19 protein-coding genes are annotated in these 20,288 nt (G+C 39.5%); 1 reads left to right on the forward strand and 18 read right to left on the reverse strand.

Features of this window, described 5'->3' with window-relative positions; all coding sequences use genetic code 11:
• Positions 1–60: 60 nt before the first annotated feature.
• The 4 genes from nusG to pbp2a are packed head-to-tail and all read right to left on the reverse strand — an operon-like array spanning position 61 to position 3,238.
• On the reverse strand, positions 61–597 hold the full coding sequence (nusG, locus tag ADH54_RS02735) for a transcription termination/antitermination protein NusG (protein ID WP_000376740.1): 537 nt from the start codon (positions 595–597) through the stop codon (positions 61–63).
• Positions 598–651: 54 nt separating this feature from the next.
• A complete protein-coding gene (secE, locus tag ADH54_RS02740) occupies positions 652–828 on the reverse strand; it encodes a preprotein translocase subunit SecE (protein ID WP_001210991.1) in 177 nt (58 codons plus the stop codon).
• A 9-nt stretch (positions 829–837) separates the two neighbouring features.
• Positions 838–990 carry a 50S ribosomal protein L33 gene (gene rpmG / locus ADH54_RS02745; RefSeq protein WP_001809375.1) on the reverse strand — a complete coding sequence of 51 codons (153 nt, stop codon included), beginning with the start codon at positions 988–990 and terminating at the stop codon, positions 838–840.
• Between the two features lie 52 nt (positions 991–1,042).
• Positions 1,043–3,238 (reverse strand): penicillin-binding protein PBP2A, encoded by a 2,196-nt coding sequence (pbp2a, locus tag ADH54_RS02750; RefSeq protein WP_049523956.1) that lies wholly within the window; start codon positions 3,236–3,238, stop codon positions 1,043–1,045.
• Between the two features lie 86 nt (positions 3,239–3,324).
• On the opposite strand from pbp2a, the gene ADH54_RS02755 reads away from it, so the two are divergent.
• The gene (locus ADH54_RS02755; RefSeq protein WP_080551672.1) at positions 3,325–4,200 is read left to right on the forward strand and encodes an RluA family pseudouridine synthase; all 876 of its coding nucleotides are present in this window, start codon (positions 3,325–3,327) and stop codon (positions 4,198–4,200) included.
• Positions 4,201–4,268: 68 nt separating this feature from the next.
• Here the strand turns inward: ADH54_RS02755 and gap are convergent, their stop codons facing one another.
• The 14 genes from gap to ADH54_RS02825 all read right to left on the reverse strand — a co-directional run bounded on the left by gap (position 4,269) and on the right by ADH54_RS02825 (position 20,282).
• Positions 4,269–5,279, reverse strand: a complete 1,011-nt coding sequence (gene gap, locus ADH54_RS02760) for a type I glyceraldehyde-3-phosphate dehydrogenase (RefSeq protein ID WP_000260687.1) — start codon at positions 5,277–5,279, stop codon at positions 4,269–4,271.
• A gap of 176 nt (positions 5,280–5,455) precedes the next feature.
• The gene (locus ADH54_RS02765) at positions 5,456–6,757 is read right to left on the reverse strand and encodes an ABC transporter permease (protein WP_193389690.1); all 1,302 of its coding nucleotides are present in this window, start codon (positions 6,755–6,757) and stop codon (positions 5,456–5,458) included.
• Complete coding sequence (locus ADH54_RS02770) at positions 6,726–7,409, reverse strand: ABC transporter ATP-binding protein (protein WP_004238499.1); 684 nt, start codon at positions 7,407–7,409, stop codon at positions 6,726–6,728. Before ADH54_RS02770 ends, ADH54_RS02765 begins: the two co-directional genes overlap by 32 nt.
• A 199-nt stretch (positions 7,410–7,608) precedes the next feature.
• A complete protein-coding gene (locus tag ADH54_RS02775) occupies positions 7,609–8,529 on the reverse strand; it encodes a helix-turn-helix domain-containing protein (protein WP_049523957.1) in 921 nt (306 codons plus the stop codon).
• Between the two features lie 124 nt (positions 8,530–8,653).
• Complete coding sequence (adhE, locus tag ADH54_RS02780) at positions 8,654–11,305, reverse strand: bifunctional acetaldehyde-CoA/alcohol dehydrogenase (protein WP_049523958.1); 2,652 nt, start codon at positions 11,303–11,305, stop codon at positions 8,654–8,656.
• 299 nt (positions 11,306–11,604) lie between these two features.
• Positions 11,605–12,015 carry an MORN repeat-containing protein gene (locus ADH54_RS02785; protein ID WP_049523959.1) on the reverse strand — a complete coding sequence of 137 codons (411 nt, stop codon included), beginning with the start codon at positions 12,013–12,015 and terminating at the stop codon, positions 11,605–11,607.
• On the reverse strand, positions 12,002–12,445 hold the full coding sequence (locus ADH54_RS02790; protein WP_049523960.1) for a low molecular weight protein-tyrosine-phosphatase: 444 nt from the start codon (positions 12,443–12,445) through the stop codon (positions 12,002–12,004). Before ADH54_RS02790 ends, ADH54_RS02785 begins: the two co-directional genes overlap by 14 nt.
• 46 nt (positions 12,446–12,491) lie before the next feature.
• On the reverse strand, positions 12,492–12,791 hold the full coding sequence (yajC, locus tag ADH54_RS02795) for a preprotein translocase subunit YajC (protein WP_000445810.1): 300 nt from the start codon (positions 12,789–12,791) through the stop codon (positions 12,492–12,494).
• 116 nt (positions 12,792–12,907) lie between these two features.
• Positions 12,908–14,884: a transketolase gene (gene tkt / locus ADH54_RS02800; RefSeq protein WP_049523961.1), complete on the reverse strand. Its 1,977-nt coding sequence runs from the start codon at positions 14,882–14,884 to the stop codon at positions 12,908–12,910.
• 113 nt (positions 14,885–14,997) lie between these two features.
• A complete protein-coding gene (gene ulaG / locus ADH54_RS02805) occupies positions 14,998–16,089 on the reverse strand; it encodes an L-ascorbate 6-phosphate lactonase (RefSeq protein ID WP_001134226.1) in 1,092 nt (363 codons plus the stop codon).
• A 111-nt stretch (positions 16,090–16,200) separates the two neighbouring features.
• Positions 16,201–17,874, reverse strand: a complete 1,674-nt coding sequence (locus ADH54_RS02810; RefSeq protein WP_049523962.1) for a BglG family transcription antiterminator — start codon at positions 17,872–17,874, stop codon at positions 16,201–16,203.
• A 166-nt stretch (positions 17,875–18,040) separates the two neighbouring features.
• The gene (locus tag ADH54_RS02815) at positions 18,041–18,748 is read right to left on the reverse strand and encodes an L-ribulose-5-phosphate 4-epimerase (protein WP_049523963.1); all 708 of its coding nucleotides are present in this window, start codon (positions 18,746–18,748) and stop codon (positions 18,041–18,043) included.
• A gap of 1 nt (position 18,749) precedes the next feature.
• A complete protein-coding gene (locus tag ADH54_RS02820; protein WP_049523964.1) occupies positions 18,750–19,613 on the reverse strand; it encodes an L-ribulose-5-phosphate 3-epimerase in 864 nt (287 codons plus the stop codon).
• Positions 19,614–19,616: 3 nt separating this feature from the next.
• On the reverse strand, positions 19,617–20,282 hold the full coding sequence (locus ADH54_RS02825; protein WP_000166737.1) for a 3-keto-L-gulonate-6-phosphate decarboxylase UlaD: 666 nt from the start codon (positions 20,280–20,282) through the stop codon (positions 19,617–19,619).
• Positions 20,283–20,288 lie beyond the last annotated feature (6 nt).

The following is a 20,288-nucleotide window of genomic DNA, read 5'->3' on the forward strand; positions in this document are numbered from 1 at the left end:
CATTCTGTTCCCTACACCATCTAAACTGCACAAAAAAGAGAGGTCTTGCCTCTCTTGGGGTTACAATTCTGCGATTTGGTTTAGGTTTACTTCTGCAACTGTGTCATTACCAAACATAGAGATAATCATCTTCACTTTATTGTTATCAATCTCCGTAATCTTACCGGTATAATCTGCAAAAGCTCCATCAATAATACGTACAGTTTGACCAACTTCAACATCGATATCAAACTCTTGTACAGTTTGTCCCATAGAAACCAAGATATCACGAATTTCTTGTTCCAATAATGGAGTTGGTTTTGATCTATTTCCGTGAGATCCGACGAATCCTGTAACATTTGGTGTGTTTCGAACAACAAACCAAGCTTCATCTGTCATGACCATTTCTACAAGAACATAACCTGGAAAGCGATTTTCTTCTACTTCTTTTCTCTTTCCATTTTTTTCAACTTGCACTGTTTGTGTTGGAATTTCAACGCGTAGAATATTATCCAACATATTGTAGGTTTGTGCACGTTGTAATAGATTTTCTTTTACCTTATTTTCATAACCAGAATAAGTTTGTAAGACAAACCATCCTTTATCAAAACTATCCATGATATTTCCTTTCATAAATAGAAGATTTCTAGTGTAATTAACTCCACTAACCTTCTAAAAAATGTTAATAAATCGAATCAAACCTGAAACAATCAACTGGTCAAAAATGTAAATAATTACTACAAAGAAAGCTGTGTATTCCATGATAGAACGAAAATCTCTCCAGCTTTCCTTGCGAGTTGGCCATGTTGTGTCTTTAAGAAGTCTAAATATATCTCCAATAAAACGCATCGCTCTCTCCTATCTCGTTTCTCTGTGTGTAGTATACTTACCACAATGTTTACAAAATTTATTTACTTCTAGTCGTGTTGGCTTGGGGTTTCCGCTTATCTTGATTGAATAGTTTCTCGAACCACAAACCGCACAAGCTAGGCTTGCTTTTTTTAGTGCCATAACGCCTCCATCTTATCTATTATAACAAGAAAGCTAGGCTTTGACAAGCATCTTAACGAAATAGATTGACTACCGAATCCCATATCGTTTGAGCCTTTTCCTTAATCTTCGAATCCGAGATAGCACGGCTAGCCTCATCTACCAGATTTTGTGCACGACTTCTAATATCAGAAAGGCTATTATCTGCCTGATTTTCTTCATTACTCTGTACTTGATTTCTTGTATTGGCTGGTCCAATTCCATTTTGCTTATAAGCATTTTCAACCGTAAAAGTGCTTCCTGGCGTATAAGGTAAAATGGTATTTGCAATGTTTCTAAAGACATGTGCTGCACCGTTTGAAGTCGAACCTGCTAGATAGTGATTTTCATCAGTGGTCGGAAAGCCAAGCCAGTGGCTAATCACTACATCCGGAGTATAACCAATTACCCACTGGTCACTTGTGTAATCCGGATTGAAAACTGCTTCAGTTGTTCCAGTTTTCCCTGCCATGACATAGTCTGCAGGCGATGAACTAATACCGGTACCGTTGGTGAATGTCCCCAACATCATACTGGTCATCTTATCAGCTACAGACTTATCAATCACCCGTTTTTGTGAATTTTTATGGCTCGCAATAACCTGACCACTAGCATTTTCAATTCTACTAATAAAATGAGCTTCAGGCATTAAACCTTCATTTGCAAAGGCAGCATATGCTTGAGCCATTTGCAGAGGATTGGTTTCAACACCGCTTCCCAAGGCGACACCAAGAACACGATCAACTTTTTCCATGTTGAGTCCGAATTTTTCGCCCGCCTCAAAAGCCTTATCAACGCCCAAATCATTAACAGTGGCAACAGCAGGCAGATTAAGCGACTCTGCCAAGGCTTGATACATAGGAACTTCTCGACTCGTTTTGATTCCTGCATAGTTATCAAGCTTATAGCTGTCGTACTGCATGGTATGGTTATCCAAGAGCTTATTCAAAGCCCAGCCTGCTTCAACTGCTGGCGTATAAACAACTAAAGGCTTAATTGCAGAACCAGGACTACGTTTTGATTGAGTTGCATAGTTGAAATTCCGGAATCCAGTTTTATCATTATCAGCAACTTGACCGACAACTCCACGAACTCCACCTGTTTTCGGTTCGAGAGCTACACTTCCTGATTGAGCAAATGTTCCATCCTCTGCCCTCGGAAATAGCGATGTGTTTTCATAAACAACCTGCATATTTGCTTGGTAATTTTGGTCCAGCTCTGTGTAAATGCGGTAGCCATTATTTACGATTTCTTCCTCTGTTAAATTATACTTAGACACAGCTTCATTAACCACCGCATCAAAGTAAGAAGGATAGCGGTAATCTGAGATTTTTCCTTCATACTTATCGTGCAATTGCGAAGTCATATCAACTTCTGCAGCTTCGGTTTCTTGGTTTTTATCAATGTAACCCGCTGCAAGCATATTTTGCAAGACAGTATCACGACGATTAGTCGAATCTTCTACAGAATTCAAAGGATTATACAGTTCCGGTCCTTTGAGCATGCCTGCCAGAGTCGCAGCTTGATCCAGAGTCACTTCTGACGCAGAAACTCCAAAGTATTTCTTACTCGCATCTTCTACACCCCACACACCATTTCCAAAATAAGCATTGTTAAGGTACATGGTTAGGATCTGATCCTTACTATATTTTTTAGTCAATTCTAAAGCCAAGAAAAATTCTTTCGCTTTTCTCTCAACAGTTTGATCCTGTGACAAATAGGCGTTTTTAGCCAACTGTTGGGTAATAGTAGAGCCACCACCTGAACGACCAGCAGTGACAATAGCCAAGAAGAAACGACCATAGTTAATCCCGTCATTTTTATAAAAAGAACGGTCTTCTGTCGCAATAACGGCATTCTGCAAATTTTTACTGATATCAGTCAATTCAACATAAGTTCCTTTTTGACCGGACAAGGCACCAGCCTCCTTTTCTTCACGGTCAAAAATGAGAGTTCGAGTTTTCAAGGCATTTTGCAAATCATTGACATTGGTTGACTTGGCTACAGCAAACAAATAGGTTCCAACTAGCAAGCTTGCACTCAAACCTAGTATAAGGACAATCTTTGTTAGATGATAGCGACGCCAGAATTTTCGAATTGGACCTACTTGGGCTAATTTTTTTCGATCACTACGAGAGCGACGTAAGCTAGTAGAATCAGAGTCCTCTAATTTACTTGTTTCTTTTTTAAAAAGAGAAAGAAATTTCTCGAATAATTTATCTAATTTCATGCGTTTATTTTATCATCTTCATCATAGGAAGACAAGAATTTAGCTATTTCCTATCAAAATAGGACTTTTTTTGTTACAATATCTGTATGAAATTCACATTTACATTACCCGCCTCTTTACCTCCAATGACGGTTAAGCAATTACTAGAGGAGCAACTCCTCATCCCTAGAAAAATCCGTCATTTTTTGAGAATCAAGAAACACATTTTGATTAATCAGCGAGAAGTTCATTGGAACGAGATGGTAAATCCTGGAGATGTTTGCCAATTGACTTTTGACGAAGAAGATTATCCCGAAAAAGAAATTCCTTGGGGCAACCCAAACCTCATTCAGGAAGTTTATCAAGATCAACACTTGATTATTGTCAACAAACCAGAGGGGATGAAAACACATGGTAATCAGCCAAACGAAATCGCCCTTCTTAACCATGTCAGTGCCTATGTTGGCCAAACCTGCTATGTCGTTCATCGTCTGGACATGGAAACCAGTGGTTTAGTTCTCTTTGCCAAAAATCCTTTTATCCTGCCCATTCTCAATCGCTTATTGGAGAAAAAAGAGATTTCTAGAGAATATTGGGCACTCGTTGACGGAAATATCAGCAGCAAAGAACTTGTTTTCAAAGACAAAATCGGACGTGATCGCCATGATCGCAGAAAACGAGTAGTTGATACAAAAAATGGGCAATATGCTGAAACACATGTAAGCAGATTAAAGCAATTCCCAAACAAAACTTCCTTGGTTCGTTGCAAGCTAAAGACAGGGCGAACCCATCAGATTCGTGTGCACCTTTCGCATCATAATCTTCCTATCCTGGGTGACCCTCTCTATAATAGTAAATCAAAAACAAGTCGGCTTATGCTCCACGCCTTTCGACTGTCCTTTACCCATCCGCTTACTCTAGAGAAATTAAGCTTCAATGCACTTTCAGATACTTTCGAAAGAGAATTAAAAAAGAATGGATGATTCCGTCATCCATTTTTCCATATAAGAAAAGCAAGACCACGAGGCCTTGCTTTTTATCGACTCAAGAATTATTTAGCGATTTTTGCGAAGTATTCAAGAGTACGAACAAGTTGTGCAGTGTATGACATTTCGTTGTCGTACCATGATACAACTTTAACCAATTGTTTACCGTCAACGTCAAGAACTTTAGTTTGAGTTGCGTCAAACAATGAACCGTAAGACATACCTACGATATCTGAAGATACGATTGGATCTTCTGTGTAACCGTATGATTCGTTTGAAGCTGCTTTCATAGCTGCGTTCACTTCATCAACAGTAACGTTCTTTTCAAGAACTGCTACCAATTCAGTAACTGATCCAGTTGGAGTTGGAACGCGTTGTGCAGATCCATCAAGTTTACCGTTCAATTCAGGGATAACCAAACCGATAGCTTTTGCAGCACCAGTTGAGTTAGGAACGATGTTTGCAGCACCAGCGCGAGCACGGCGAAGGTCACCACCACGGTGTGGGCCGTCAAGGATCATTTGGTCACCAGTGTAAGCGTGGATAGTAGTCATCAATCCTTCTACAACACCAAAGTTATCTTGAAGAGCTTTAGCCATAGGAGCCAAGCAGTTTGTAGTACATGAAGCACCTGAGATAACTGTTTCAGTACCGTCAAGAACGTCGTGGTTAGTGTTGAATACAACTGTTTTAACGTCGTTTCCACCAGGAGCAGTGATAACAACTTTTTTAGCTCCACCAGCGTGCAAGTGTTTTTCAGCAGCTGCTTTCTTAGCAAAGAAACCAGTAGCTTCCAGAACGATTTCTACACCGTCGTTAGCCCAGTCGATTTGTTCTGGATCACGTTCAGCAGAAACTTTGATGAATTTACCGTTAACTTCAAATCCACCTTCTCTAACTTCAACAGTACCGTCGAAACGACCTTGAGTTGTGTCGTATTTCAACAAGTGTGCAAGCATAACTGGATCTGTAAGGTCGTTGATACGAGTAACTTCAACACCTTCTACGTTTTGGATACGACGGAAAGCAAGACGACCGATACGTCCGAAACCGTTAATACCAACTTTAACTACCATTAGTGATTTCCTCCTTATGAAAATCATGAAATTTTTATTGTGAAAAGAGTAACTTGAATCACTACAAATCACCTTTCAACAAACCTATTATATAACTATTTAAGTTTAATTGCAAGTACGGGCATTGTTTTTCTATGTTAGTTTCTTTTTAAAACTGTAAATCAAGGAATCCCTTACTATTCATATCGTAGCGATTCTACAGGATCCATTTTACTAATTTTACGCGCTGGGAAGTAGGCTGATACATAGCCAAGCAAGAGAGCGAAAACTAGAGTTCCTAAAACAGATAACAAATTTAATTCAAAAACCTTAGTGATGGATGGGTAAAAGTGACTTACAATTGCATTCGCCAAACTTCCCACCCCTTGTGCTACCAAAAAGGCCAGTAGCAAGGCGATTCCTACAATCCAGATAGCCTCGTAAATAAAAATTCCTTTGACATCACGATTTTGATAACCAACTGCCTTCATGACGCCTATTTCCTTAGAACGTTGCATGATATTGATGTAAATGATGATACCAATCATGACCGCTGCTACCACAATAGCTTGTGATGAAAGTACAATCAACAATCCCTGAATGACACGAATAAAAGTAATCACAATATCAAGAACCTTCTGTTGAGAAAGAACAGTATACTTCTTGTTTTTCTGCAATTCTTCTGTTATCGCTTTTGTTTGTGATGGATCTTTGAGTTCCAAGATAAAATAAGATACAGCTTTTGTAAATCCAGCTTCTTTCAAAATCGTTTCCATTTGATGAGACGGCATGAAACTGTTGCTGTCCTCCATGTCATCTTCATCATTGATTACACGTACAATCTTCGTTTGAAATTGAGCAGTCTTGCTAGCTTCAGCAGCATTTTCTACAATGCTGGCTGAAACTGATTTGCCAATAAGATCAGTAGCTGTCAGATTGTTTCCTGTCTGTTCATTCCAATTTTTTAGTAAACTGCTTGGAATCGTTAATCCCTGTTCATTTGTATCAGTATAGAGGGATCCAGCCAACACTTTGTCCGTCTCATTACTACTAACAGAGATACTTGTATCCTCATAGAGACTCACTACTTGAGCATAAGAAGGCATCGTTTGACTCAGATCCATTTCTTGCCCATCTATAGTAATATTTGACATGGTCATCCCAAAAGGACTCTCCAAATATTTAATAGCTTCTTTCCCAACTGTATCCGTGATATAGTTCTTATCATCTTGGTTCAAAAAGCCTCGTCCAACATTTTTTGTGTTTAAAGCAATCTGAACTTGAGAAGGAATTTGACCTCCATTCGTATTTTCATCAATCATCGAAATCAAAGCATTTCCCAAGCCGAAAGAAATTAAGACTCCTACAAAACCGATTGAGGTTGCTAGCGCAATCAATAGGTTACGCCACTTTCTTTCCATAAAGTTATTTAAAGAAAGTTTGAATTTATTTTTCAATGATAATCCTTTATTTTTTGACTTCTTCAACGACTTCACCATCCTTCATTTTGATAATCACATCTGCATATTCGGCAACCTCTGGATTATGGGTTACAATCAATACTGTTTTCCCGGTTTGGGCTAAATTTTTAAATACTTCCAATACCATTTCTTGGGATTGAGAATCCAGCGAACCCGTTGGTTCATCTGCCACAATCATATCAGGCTGATTTACCAAGGCACGCGCGATTGCTACACGTTGCTTTTGCCCGCCAGAAAGCTGTTTAACATTTTTAGAAATAAAAGGCTCCATGCCCAAGTTACTTAATTGCTCCTTTGCAATCATTGTCATCTCCCTGTCAGATAAATCTTTGACATAGAGAGGTAGCTTGACATTGTCCAAGACAGACTGATGAGGAATGAGGTTAAAGTTTTGAAACACAAATCCAATCTTATCTTTACGAAATTGAGTTAGTTCAATCTCTGATAAGTCACGGAGTGATTCCCCTTTAAACTCTAAATCTCCTTCATATTGTCTATCTAAACCGCTGATGATGTTTAGTAGACTGGTTTTGCCACAGCCTGACGGCCCGTAAATCGCTGTAATTTTACCTTTTGCAATCTGCAGGTTTATATTTCTTAGAGCCTGCTCTTGATGTTTACCGTCCAAAGTGTAAAACTTTGAAATATTTTTAATGGATAAAATGGACATTCTTTCCCCCTTATTTAAAACCGTTATCGTCATACATCGTACTGATAGAAAATCCTTCAAGTTGATTGACCCTATAGGCCTACTACTTAGAATTTTCTCTCTATTGCCTAGTTTGCTTCTGGATGTATAGCAAGTAAAATTTATTGTAACAAAAAAGCGGCATTCCCTCAATGACAGAAATGTCACTCCTATAAAGCATTTAACAATACCTTTCTAAGTCTTGACTCCATTCATTATCTAAACTAACGATTAACTTATCATTACCAAACATCCTCGCCATCATTTTTGCTTCTTCATACTTTTGTTTTGCTGTATCATAATCAGTCTGAATATAATATTTCCATTCGACCATCAAGACAATCGGTTGTTTTTGAAAATCTCGTGTTTTTTGCCCTATTTTATTTAAGGTCTCGACTGCCCTCTTAAAATAATGAAGCAACCCCATAATCTCTATACAAGTTAAAGAAGCTAACAAGGAGTCTCTAAGTAAGTCCAAACAATCGAACTCTATCTTATCAACCTGAGAACTTAGTTTGTCATGAAAATAAAGAATTGTTTCATGCTCAGACTTTTTTATCTCACCCTCGTTTAAACCATCCATTAACTGACAAAGAAAATACAGTCTCAATTTCAACAATTCCTCAGCCCTATATACATCTCTGGATAGTAAATCTTGAAGACTGTCCTCAATCACACTGCTTCCATATAAAGAATTACTAGTCATTCTCACTGCATCTATAGCTTGAAGACAATCCACTAGCACTTTCTCATCATGTGGCAAATCATCATAAAAGCTCTCAAAAATCTCATCAAAATATTCTTCCTTTTGTTCTTGCAACTCCTTGTCTCCGTAGTCAGGGTGATGTAAAAGAAAGTACTTTAATTCTTGGTAGCGTTTAGGCAATTCCTTATAATCTGGCATCAAGACGTAGGACGGAATTTCTAATCGTTCTGCAATATATTCTAGTGTTTTTATCGTCGGGCGAAACTCTCCTTTTTCTATCCGCACCAGCTGACGGACTGATAATTCAGACTCATCCCCGCAAAAAACTGGACGACTAAGTCCTTTCTCCTCTCTTAAAAGTCGCACTTTATCCCCTAACTCATTTATCTTGTTCACTTGCCCCTCGCATGATTATAAAAGATTTGATTTTCAAACAAATATATGCGATGATTATACCATTTTTCAAATAGAATTACAAAAAAAGAGACAGGATTTCTCCTGCCTCTAGGCTGATAAACAATTATTTACGGCGTCCTGGTCTTTCTTTGTAGCCATAGTAAGAATCTTCGATGATTTCTTGCATATGGTCAACCATTGGAAGGCGTGGGTTTGCAGGTGAACATTGGTCTTCATAAGCAAGAAAGGCCAATTCACGAGAATGTTCTTTCCATTCTTTTTCATCGATTCCTTGTGCTTTGAAGTTCATTTGGATACCTACGCGCTCACCAAGTTCGTAGACAGCTTTTGCGTAAGATTCAACCCCTTCTTCTGGTGTAGAAGCTGGAAGTCCAAGCATGCGTGCGATATCTTGATATTTCTCATCTGCACGGTAGTAGTTGTACTTAGGCCATGTTGCTGTCTTAGCTGGACGTGTACCGTTGTAGCGGATGACGTATGGAAGCAAGATAGCATTAGTACGGCCATGGATTGTGTGGAATTGGGCACCAATCTTATGGGCCATTGAGTGAGAAATACCTAGGAAGGCATTGGCAAAGGCCATACCAGCGATTGTTGAAGCGTTGTGCATTTTCTCACGTGAATGGAAGTCTGCATTCTTAACTGAGCTTTCAAGGTTTTCAAATACAAGCTTGATAGCTTGAAGTGCAAGACCGTCAGTGTAGTCGCTAGCCATTTGTGATACGTAAGCTTCAGTCGCGTGGGTCAATACGTCCATACCAGTATCCGCAGCAACAAATCCAGGAACTGTCAATACCAAGGCAGGGTCTACGATTGCCACAGTTGGTGTCAATGAGTAGTCAGCGATTGGGTATTTGCGGTTATTTGCTTTATCAGAGATAACGGCAAATGGTGTTACTTCAGATCCTGTACCAGATGTAGTTGGAATCGCGATGAATTTAGTCTTCTTACCAAGCAATGGGAACTTGAAGGCACGTTTACGGATATCCATGAATTTTTGAACAAGGTCACGGAAGTCCACTTCTGGTTGTTCGTAGAAGAGCCACATTACTTTAGCAGCATCCATTGGTGATCCACCACCGAGAGCGACGATTGTATCTGGTTTGAAGGCACGCATAATCTCAGTACCACGGTTTACAGTTGTGATATCTGGATCTGGTTCTACATCAGCGAAGATTTGGTAAACAACCTTATTGCGACGAAGGTCAAGTTGTTCGATGATACGATCAAGGAAACCAAGTTCTACCATGGCATGGTCAGTAACGATCATGACACGTTCAACGTCACGACATTTTTGAAGGTATTGAATTGAATCACGTTCAAAGTATGTTTTTGAAGGAAGTTTCATCCATTGCATGTTATTTCTCCGTCTTCCGACTTTTTTGATATTCAAGAGGTTAATGGCACTAACGTTATCCCCAACTGAGTTGCGTCCGTAAGAACCACATCCAAGTGTCAATGATGGCAAGAAGGCATTGTAAACGTCCCCGATACCACCGAAAGTAGAAGGTGAGTTACAGATAACACGAATAGCTTTAACAGCTTTACCAAATTCTTTCGTCAATTCTTCATCAGCTGTGTGGATGGCTGCTGAGTGTCCAAGACCGTTAAATTCAACCATTTGACGAGCCTTAGTAATACCATCTTCACGGCTTTCAGATTTCAAAACTGCGATAACTGGTGACAATTTCTCACGAGTCAATGGCTCGTTTTCACCAACTTCTTTACATTCTGCAGCAAGAATGTTTGTTCCTTCTGGAACTGTAAATCCTGCTTGTTCTGCAATCCAAGTTGCTGGTTTACCAACGATATCAGCGTTCAATTTTGCACCAGCACAGTTTTTGCTGTTTGCTTTCACGCCGAAGCAGAACTCTTCAAGAAGTGCTTTTTCTTTTTTGTTTACAAAGTAAGTGTGGTAAGATTTGAACTCTGCTACAAATTCATCGTAAATTTCTTTATCAATGATAACCGCTTGTTCAGATGCACAGACCATACCGTTATCAAATGATTTAGACATGACGATATCGTGTGCAGCTTGGCGGATGTTAGCTGATTTTTCAACATAGGCTGGAACGTTTCCGGCACCTACCCCAAGAGCTGGTTTACCACATGAGTATGCTGCTTTAACCATGGCATTACCACCTGTTGCAAGGATTGTCGCAACACCTTCGTGGTTCATAAGCGCACTAGTTGCTTCCATAGATGGTTCAGTGATCCACTGTACACAGTTTTCAGGCGCTCCTGCTTTAATCGCAGCATCACGAACGATTTGAGCTGCATGAGCTGATGATTCTTGAGCGGATGGGTGGAAGGCAAAGACAATCGGATTACGAGTCTTCAATGAAATCAATGATTTAAAGATTGCTGTTGATGTTGGGTTTGTTGTAGGAGTGATACCACAAACAACACCAACTGGTTCAGCGATAAGGGTCAAACCTGTTACATCGTCTTCTTCGATAACGCCAACTGTCTTAGTGTGACGCATGTTGTTTACTACGTGTTCACAAGCAAACAAGTTCTTAGTTGCTTTATCTTCAAATACACCACGTCCTGTTTCTTCAAAGGCATGTAAAGCCAATTCTCCGTGGGCATCCAAAGCCGCTACTGAAGCTTTAGCTACGATGTAGTCAACTTGCTCTTGATTCAATTTACGCATTTCCTCAAGAGCAACTAGAGCTTTTTGCACCAATCCATCGACATGCTTTTCAGCAGCGAGTTTCTTTTCCTCTGGTGTCACAGTTTTTTTATCAGCCATATTTTCCTCCATAGCTTTCAAGGATTTAATCCTTTGTTAATTTTTTCACAAGTTTATTATAACGTATTATTTCAACTTTGTAAACAGTTTCATAAACATTTCACAAAGAATTTTTAGTTCCTTGTGAAATTTTTCTCATTTTCTTTTCTTATCAGGTTTTTTCTTCAAAGTTTGTGAAACTTATTTCAAATATTTTTTTATTTCACAAACTTATTTGGAAGAGGGACTTGGAAAGAAAGGGATTTACAGGTAAGCGCTTACTTTGCATTCCTAATAATACCTCCTTTGATAAGGAGGCTTTATTTTTGTTGAAAAACGCCTTGTTTAAAAGTCCCTTCATAAACGACTTCTTGTTCTGTTGTTAGTTTTCCTTTTCCTTCAGCTTGACCATTTACAAAATCCCCTTCGTAGGTCCAGCCTTCTTTGGATTGAAAGGTACCTTTTCCGTTGAAGGCTCCATTGCTGAAACCACCTGTATATTGGTCTCCATTTTGGAAGGTAATGGTTCCTTGACCATTCATTTTACCTCGGACAAGACTGCCGTCATAAACAATCGTTCCATTATCGAGTTTTAAGATGCCTTTTCCGGGAATATTTAGAAAAAAGACGAGTACAGCACAGAAAACAATGGTAACTACTGCTATAATCTCTAAACGTGGACGAGTCAGATAGACACGATACTTGTCGTAAAAATTCTTAAGATTTTCCACCTTCACTCTCCTTTTCTAAACGTTCTAACCAAGCTCGACAACCCTCTTGAACACGTCGATAAGTTTCCTCAAAATCTCCTGTATACCAAGGGTCTGGAACACTTTCAGATGCAAATGAGTAAATCTTATCTTGACAGTCTGCCGGACACATCTGACGTAAGTCCGAAACATTTGAAGCGTCCATTCCGATAATGTAATCAAAGGCTTCAAAATCTTCTTTAGTAATCTGAAGAGATGTCTTGCTCTTGTCATAAGGAATCTCATACTGTTGAAAAATTCCCTGAGTGCCCTTATGAATCGGATTGCCATGTTCCCAAGAGGACGTCGCTCGACTTTGGATTTCGTAACTATCTGTCATTGATTTCATAACAAACTCTGCCATAGGGCTGCGGCAAATATTTCCCAAACAGACAAAGACTAGTTTTTTCATCCCATTTCCTTTCTTTTATAGAAAAACGGGAGTTAGTGATCCCGTCTTATTTTTCAATTGCACCTTCGAGTGAAGCAGTTTCTTTCAGTGGTAATACGGTCTTGATTGCAGCTAGCTCAAAAGTCAAGTAAACTCCATCTACATCAAGAACAATCGTTTTCTTCTCCGTATCTACTTCATCGACCGTTCCGTAAAGTCCGCCGATTGTAATAACTTCATAGCCTTTTTGTAGTTTATTCAAGCTTTCCATACGTTTTTGTGCTTGTTTCTTTTGAGAGCGTTGCGTAAAGAACATCAAGCCCACCATAGCCACAAGAATGATTAAAAATGTATATTGTGATTCCATTATATTCTCCTTTGTCTTTTACATAGGACTACTATATCAAATTTCAGCTACTTTTACAAGATTGTACCTTGCTTTTCTAGTAAGAAAAACCAGAGCTTGCGCCCTGATTTTTAGGATTATTTCAAGTTTTGAACAACTTTTACAAGGTTTTCTACAGTAAAGCCATATTCTGCCAATACTTTTGGTGCTGGGGCAGAGGCTCCGAAGGTATCAATACCTAGAACGGCACCATCAAGACCAACATATTTGTACCAGTTTTGAGTTGCACCCATTTCGACTGCAACACGACGGCGGACTGCATTTGGAAGAATTTCTTCCTTGTATGCTGCATCTTGTTTATCAAAGACATCTGTAGATGGCATGCTGACTACGCGGACTTTTGCACCTTGACTAGCCAATTCTTTGGCAGCTGAGACAGCTAGATTAACCTCTGAACCTGTCGCAATCAAGATGGTATCAAAGTCTGCTGCAGTTTCATAAACAACATAGGCACCTTTTGCAACCTTGTCAAAGTCTGTTCCTTCTTCGACAGTCAAGTTTTGACGTGTCAAGACAAGGGCAGTTGGGGTTTTCTCACTTGTCACGGCAAGGTACCAAGCTGCTTGAGTTTCACGCGCATCTGCTGGACGGAAAACATTCAGATTTGGCATAGCACGAAGACCTGCTAAATGCTCAACTGGTTCGTGAGTTGGACCATCTTCACCAACTGCGATTGAATCGTGAGTGAAAACATAAGTCACAGGAAGTCCTTGCAAGGCTGACAAGCGGACAGCTGCCTTCACATAGTCAGAGAAGACGAAGAAAGTTCCACCGTATACACGAAGTCCACCGTGAAGGGCCATTCCGTTCAAGATCGTTCCCATTGCAAATTCACGAACACCAAACTGAATGTTACGGTTCAAGCGATTAGCATCGTCTTGAAGGCCGTCAGTCTTGATATAAGTCATGTTTGAGTGAGCAAGGTCAGCTGATCCACCCAAGAAAGTTGGCAACTTAGCAGCTACAACATTCAATGCATCCTGGCTTGAATTACGGGTTGCTTGAGAAAAACCATTTTCTAAAGCTGGGAAGTCTGCTGGAGTCACTTCAACTGGATCACGTCCATCGATGATAGCTTCTACTTCTGCAGCCAATTCTGGATGAGCCTCTTTATAGTCAGCAACTAATTTTGTCCAAGCTTGATAAGCTGATGCGCCACGGTCTGCAACATTTTCTTTGAAATCAGCATAAACTTGTTCTGGGATTTCAAATGGTTCATAGTCCCAACCGAGAGCTTGGCGAGTTGCTGCAGTTTCATCTGCTCCAAGAGGAGCACCGTGTACAGCATTAGTTCCCTGTTTGTTTGGAGAACCGTATCCAATCACAGTCTTCACTTCAATCAAAGATGGTTTACCTGAAGCTTTAGCTGTTTCGATAGCAGCATAGATAGCTTCTAAGTCTGTTCCATCTTCAACCAAGGCTGTATGCCAACCGTAGGCATTATAACGGTCACGAACACTTTCTGTAAAGGAATCCTTTGTCTCACCATCCAAGTTGATGTCATTTGAATCATAAAGAACAACCAACTTGTCTAGTTTTTGCAAACCTGCGTATGAAGCCGCCTCGCTTGAGACACCTTCCATCAAGTCTCCGTCTCCACAGATAACGTAAGTATAGTGGTCAAAGATATTGTAGCCTTCTCGGTTATATTTGGCTGCCAAGAAACGTTCTGCTTGGGCAAAACCAGTAGCAGTTGAAATACCTTGGCCTAGAGGACCTGTCGTAGCATCAATCCCTGCTGTATGGCCAAATTCTGGGTGACCTGGTGTTTTAGAACCCCATTGGCGGAAGCTCTTGATTTCATCCATGCTGACATCTTCAAAACCAGAAAGGTGAAGAAGGGCATAAAGAAGCATTGAACCATGACCCGCTGAAAGAATAAAGCGGTCGCGGTTGATCCAGTTTGGTTGAGCTGGATTGATACGAAGTTGTTTTGTAAAGAGGCTGTAAGCCATCGGAGCCGCTCCCATAACCACACCTGGGTGACCTGAGTTGGCTTTGTTGATAGCGTCAATACCTAGGAAACGGATTGCATTAACAGATAGATTTGACATAGAATTTCCTTTCTATTTGAGGTGATTATTGAATCACACATTCTATTTTACTATTATATGAAAATTATCCGTATCATGCAACATACGGATAACCTCCAAAGAATATTTTTATATTATAGCAAAGCTTTAAATTGAATGTTAGAGTCTTGTTCAAAACAATCATCAAAACCACGTGGATGATGGTATTCTACTAAGTGTTGATCTTGAGGATAAGTGTACTTACCGCCGACTTCCCAGATAAATGGATGGAAATCGTATTGCAAGCGATCTTTTCTCATTTTCCAAAGTTCTAGAATCTCATTAGTAGAAGCCATGAAGTTAGACCAGATATCATAGTGAACTGGGATAATGACTTTGGTACGCAGATTTTCTGCCATACGAAGAAGGTCGATAGATGTCATTTTATCTTGGATACCTACCGGATTTTCACCATAGTTATTCAAAGCAACATCAATTTTAAAGTCTTTACCATGTTTTGCAAAATAGTTTGAGAAGTGAGAATCTGCACCATGATAGATGGTTCCACCTGGTGTTTCAAAGATATAGTTAACAGCCTTTTGAGCCATTTCTTCATCTGTAACAGCTAAGCCAGCAAGTTCACCGCCTGTCTCATCAGCACCGTTCACTGGAAGAGTTACCAAGCAAGTACGGTCAAATGATTCTACTGCATGAATCTTCATATCTTTTAATTCGATAGTGTCACCTGGTTTAACAACGATGATACGTTCTTTTGGAACACCCCATCCTTCCCAGATTCGTCCACAGTGGTAAGGACCGATAAACTTAACATGCTCTAACTTAGGATTGTTGAGAATTGCTGCAGCTGTGTATGGGTCGATATGATCACTATGGAAGTGTGAAACTAAGTAATAGTCTAGTTCGTTGATAGCAAATGGATCGATAACCATTGGCTGAACACGCAAGTTTGGTTGCAACTTACGAACACCTGCCATATTTGCCATTTGGTGCCCACGAACCATATCTTTCACTTTTTTGGTTGATTTTCCACGGTTTGACCAAAGGTCCATGACAACGTTAGCACCACCTGGTGTCTTAATCCAAGTACCACAGTTGCCTAGCCACCACATGGCAAAGTTGCCTTCAGGTACGACTTCTTCTTCGATTTCTTCGTTCAACCATGTTCCCCACTCTGGGAAAGTAGCTAAAATCCATGACTCTCTTGTAATTTCTTTGACGTTTGGCATATGTTGCCTCCTTTGGATATAATTGTTATCTTTGAGATTAGTATACCACCCTTCAAAATACTAAAAAAGACCAAGAAAAACACAGGTTTGTGTTCATCATTGGACTGTCCTTCAAATATCTTCCAAAAAAGCTTGAACTACTATTTCTTGATTTATAAGTGTTTGAACCTCTTCTTGGAACTTACTAGCCAACTTGCTGTCTACAATATAAGACGAAATAAGACTGGAAAGATTTTCACTGAAACTTTTGCTCTCATTACGAAATATATTGTGTTTAAGATAGTCTAGCATTTTCAAAATATCTTCTGCTTCAAGGATAGGATTAACTCTTAAAATTGGAAATCTGCTATCCAAATCATCATTAGTAGTAATCACTACATCAACTTGTGCAATATCTTCCACACTCTTAAATTGTTCTGTTGTAAATACAGTGCCAATTTGCTCATTTGGAAAATAAAGTTTGCATTGTTTCAGCAAAAGTCTCGAAACCGCAACACCTTCATCACAAACGAGATAAACTTTTTTCATATTTTTTTGAGACGATGGTGTATACTTTAAAAATCCTCCAATATGAATCGTCAAATAGGCAATATCATCGTCTGTTAGCCGAATAAACCATGCTCCTTCTAAAATTTCCGCAGATTTTCTAGTGACTAAAAATAATTCTCCATACTTGGATCGAATTTGTTTTGTTAGAGGATTTTTAGAAAAAATACCGTAAGTCTTTCTAAATAACAAGGCTTTACAGTGGATCATCAAATTTCTTAACAAATCATCCTTGTTCTCAATCTCCATTCGGATTTGTGATTCAAAATACCAGATGAATTCTTCTAAAGCAAGTTTTAACTGCCGAAAATCATCACTTTCTGCATGAATATCCAAATCTTTACGATAGGAGAGGAGAAGAACAGCTACAAGAGAAACTTCAAGTTCTGACAAAGAAATTTCAAACTTTTGAAACAACCGTTCTCCTAATTTCTTAGACACCTGATACTCTATTCTTTTTCTTATCAAAGAAAATTCTTTCTCTATATCCTGATGTCTTTCTTGATACTGTTCAACATTATGACAGCTTAACAGCAAATAAGGTAGAACCTGCAACATAAAAGTTACTTCATGATGATTTATTTTCTTCCCTAAATCTTGTTCAACTAAAGGAACCTGTTCCTTAAAAAATTGGTTCATTTCAACAGAAAGCAAACACTCACCATCTAACCTCTCTTTCATCTTATCTTCTAAAATAGATACAAAAGTGGCATTTTCTTCCATAAAAATATGATATAGAAGCGATTGAAGATACTGAATTTTATTAAGAGGGTGGGCATGAAGATGGTATCCCTGTGACTTGCTCACTTGCAAGGTCACCTGATATTGTTCCAAAGTTAGTTGATAACGAATACTATTCAAATCATTGAGAACAGTATTCCTAGACACCTCTGTTAACTCCATCAATTTTTCAATCGTAATACGTTCTTTAGAAATACCTATCCATAGTAACATTATCATCATACGTTCATGCGCACTCATGATATAATCGTACGAATCTACTTCCGATAATAGTTCACAACAAGCATCTCTCTGCTCTTCCGTTAAGTGAATACCAATTCGTGGAATACTAATGATGTGAAGCGCCTCGTCACCAAGAGTAGCATTGATTTTGTCAATGTGATAATAAATTTTCCTTCTTGACTCTTTCAAATCTTTCGAAATCGCCATAATCGTTTTGGGCGTTTCTTGATCCATCAAATATTGAAGCAAATCACAACTTGCCTTATCCAGTACCATATTTCATACTCCTCTATCAATCAACTGCCTTGAAAACAACTTTATAATAGTATCACATTCACTAACGCATTTCAATTATCAACAGTAGTCTCTTAATAACGAATACTTACAATTACAAAAGCGAGGCTTGGATCGAAAGGTCCTAGCCTCTTTTCAATTCAATTTCTTATTTCTTTTGACCGTAATAAGCATTTGGTCCATGCTTACGTTGGTAGTGTTTTTCTAGAATGTACTGGGGAGCAGGTTCAACTCTTGGATTGATTTGTTCTGTAAAGCGATTCATCTTTGATACTTCCTCTAATACGACAGAGTGATAAACAGCATTCTCTGGATTTTTGCCCCAGGTGAATGGACCGTGATTGCGTACAACAATACCTGGTACTTCAACAGGATTGAGACCACGACGCTCAAATTCTTCTACGATAACCAAGCCAGTATCTTTTTCATAGGCCACTTCTACTTCGTCCTTGGTCAAACTACGGGCGCAAGGGATTGAACCGTAGAAATAATCTGCATGGGTTGTTCCGTAGAAAGGAATATCGCGTCCAGCTTGAGCCCAACCAACTGCTTCTGTCGAATGGGTGTGGACCACACTACCAATTTCTGACCAAGCCTTATATAACTGCACATGAGTTGGAAGATCAGAAGATGGTCTTAAATCCCCTTCTAGGACCTTACCATCTAGATCAGTCACCACCATGTTTTCAGGTGTCAATTCGTCATAGTCTACGCCTGATGGTTTGATAACAATGACACCTAGTTCGCGATTAACTTCAGATACATTACCCCAGGTAAATTTGACAAGTCCATGTTTCGGTAATGATTGATTGGCATCACAGACTCGTTTACGCATAGCATTGATTACTTGATTCATCTTACATCAAACCTGCTTTCTTAATTAGTGGATAGAGAAAAGCTTGGGCCTCTTGAATGGCTGCGCGTGTTTCTTCTACAGTTTCACAATTTTCAGACCACATTTCGATTAGGAAAGGACCATTATAATTGGTTTGCTTTAAAATATCGAAAGCTTCTTCCCATTTGACACAACCTTGCCCAAAAGGTACATCTCGGAACTGCCCCTTTGAACTTTCTGTCACTGCATAAGTATCCTTGAGATGGAGAGCTGCGATAGCATGGTGACCTAGATAGAACTCACTATAGACATCATTATGCCATGCAGACACATTCCCAATATCTGGATATACAAAAAGGTAGGGAGAGTCAACATCCTTTTCTACAGCCAAGTATTTTTCGATACTATTGATAAAAGGATCATCCATAATTTCAATAGCAAGTACCACCTGAGCTTCTTCAGCCCAGTCACAGGCTTTTCTCAAATTTTTGATAAAACGTTGGCGTGTCTGGGGTGACTTTTCCTCATAGTAAACGTCGTAACCAGCTAATTGAATCGTACGAACTCCCAAATCCTGAGCTAATTCGATACATTTTTTCATGAGTTCCAGAGATTTTTCCTCTAGAACTGGATCATTTGATCCCAATGGGTAACGACGATGTCCTGAAAAACAGATAGAAGGAATACGAACACCAGTTTCATAAATCGCTTTGACAACTTCCAAGCGCTCTTCCTTGCTCCAGTCCAGTCTTGCTAAACGCTCGTCACGTTCATCAATAGACATCTCGACAAAATCAAAGCCTAACTCCTTGGCAAAATTTAAACGTTCTAGCCAAGTAAAGTGTGTCGGGGTTGCCTTTTCATAAATTCCAATTGGACGTGCCATGGTTTACCCCCAAATTCGTCTGATTTCATCCTTGAAGGCACGCGCTGCTCCTGCTGGATCCGCAGCTTCTGTAATTCCACGACCTGCGATAAAGGTAAAGACATCAACGCCTTCAAAGAGTTTGAGAGTATCTACATCTAGACCACCTGTTACAGAAACTCGGAAGCCCATGTCAATGAGTTTTTTAACCTTATTAAGGTCTTTTTCACCCCAAGTTTCACCAGCAAGAAGGGCATCACGAGATTGGTGATAGATAGCTTGTGAGATACCTGCATCTAGCCAAAGCTGAGCTTGTTCAAAAGTCCAATCGCCATAAAGCTCGATCTGGATTTCGCCTCGTTCTCCTCGTTCAGTCTTGATAGCCTTTAGAGCTGCTTCCATAGTAGGGATGGTTGCACAACAGATACAAGTCATCCAGTCTGCTCCACGAACTGCATTATTTTTAGCAACTGTTCCACCAGCATCAGCACATTTTGTGTCTGCCACAATAATCTTATCTGGGAAAAGGCTACGCAAGACTTCAACCAGTTCACTTCCAACTTGAAGCAAGCAAACAGTTCCAGCTTCGATAATATCTACTTCCTGACCAACAGAAACAGCTGCTTTAATCGCTCCTTGCAAGTCTGAATGATCTAATGCAACTTGTAAATTAGGTATTCTTTTTGTCATTTCTTT

Origin of the sequence: Streptococcus pseudopneumoniae (genome assembly GCF_001072315.1) — a bacterium.
Classification (GTDB): Bacteria; Bacillota; Bacilli; order Lactobacillales; family Streptococcaceae; genus Streptococcus; species Streptococcus pseudopneumoniae_R.

Excerpts from the sequence above, each read along its gene's own strand:
- nusG (WP_000376740.1), bottom strand. The coding sequence starts at position 597 with ATGGATAGTTTTGATAAAGGATGGTTTGTCTTACAAACTTATTCTGGT.
- secE (WP_001210991.1), bottom strand. The coding sequence starts at position 828 with ATGCGTTTTATTGGAGATATATTTAGACTTCTTAAAGACACAACATGG.
- rpmG (WP_001809375.1), bottom strand. The coding sequence starts at position 990 with ATGGCACTAAAAAAAGCAAGCCTAGCTTGTGCGGTTTGTGGTTCGAGA.
- pbp2a (WP_049523956.1), bottom strand. The coding sequence starts at position 3,238 with ATGAAATTAGATAAATTATTCGAGAAATTTCTTTCTCTTTTTAAAAAA.
- ADH54_RS02755 (WP_080551672.1), top strand. The coding sequence starts at position 3,325 with ATGAAATTCACATTTACATTACCCGCCTCTTTACCTCCAATGACGGTT.
- gap (WP_000260687.1), bottom strand. The coding sequence starts at position 5,279 with ATGGTAGTTAAAGTTGGTATTAACGGTTTCGGACGTATCGGTCGTCTT.
- ADH54_RS02765 (WP_193389690.1), bottom strand. The coding sequence starts at position 6,757 with ATGGTGAAGTCGTTGAAGAAGTCAAAAAATAAAGGATTATCATTGAAA.
- ADH54_RS02770 (WP_004238499.1), bottom strand. The coding sequence starts at position 7,409 with ATGTCCATTTTATCCATTAAAAATATTTCAAAGTTTTACACTTTGGAC.
- adhE (WP_049523958.1), bottom strand. The coding sequence starts at position 11,305 with ATGGCTGATAAAAAAACTGTGACACCAGAGGAAAAGAAACTCGCTGCT.
- ADH54_RS02790 (WP_049523960.1), bottom strand. The coding sequence starts at position 12,445 with ATGAAAAAACTAGTCTTTGTCTGTTTGGGAAATATTTGCCGCAGCCCT.
- yajC (WP_000445810.1), bottom strand. The coding sequence starts at position 12,791 with ATGGAATCACAATATACATTTTTAATCATTCTTGTGGCTATGGTGGGC.
- tkt (WP_049523961.1), bottom strand. The coding sequence starts at position 14,884 with ATGTCAAATCTATCTGTTAATGCAATCCGTTTCCTAGGTATTGACGCT.
- ulaG (WP_001134226.1), bottom strand. The coding sequence starts at position 16,089 with ATGCCAAACGTCAAAGAAATTACAAGAGAGTCATGGATTTTAGCTACT.
- ADH54_RS02810 (WP_049523962.1), bottom strand. The coding sequence starts at position 17,874 with ATGGTACTGGATAAGGCAAGTTGTGATTTGCTTCAATATTTGATGGAT.
- ADH54_RS02815 (WP_049523963.1), bottom strand. The coding sequence starts at position 18,748 with ATGAATCAAGTAATCAATGCTATGCGTAAACGAGTCTGTGATGCCAAT.
- ADH54_RS02820 (WP_049523964.1), bottom strand. The coding sequence starts at position 19,613 with ATGGCACGTCCAATTGGAATTTATGAAAAGGCAACCCCGACACACTTT.
- ADH54_RS02825 (WP_000166737.1), bottom strand. The coding sequence starts at position 20,282 with ATGACAAAAAGAATACCTAATTTACAAGTTGCATTAGATCATTCAGAC.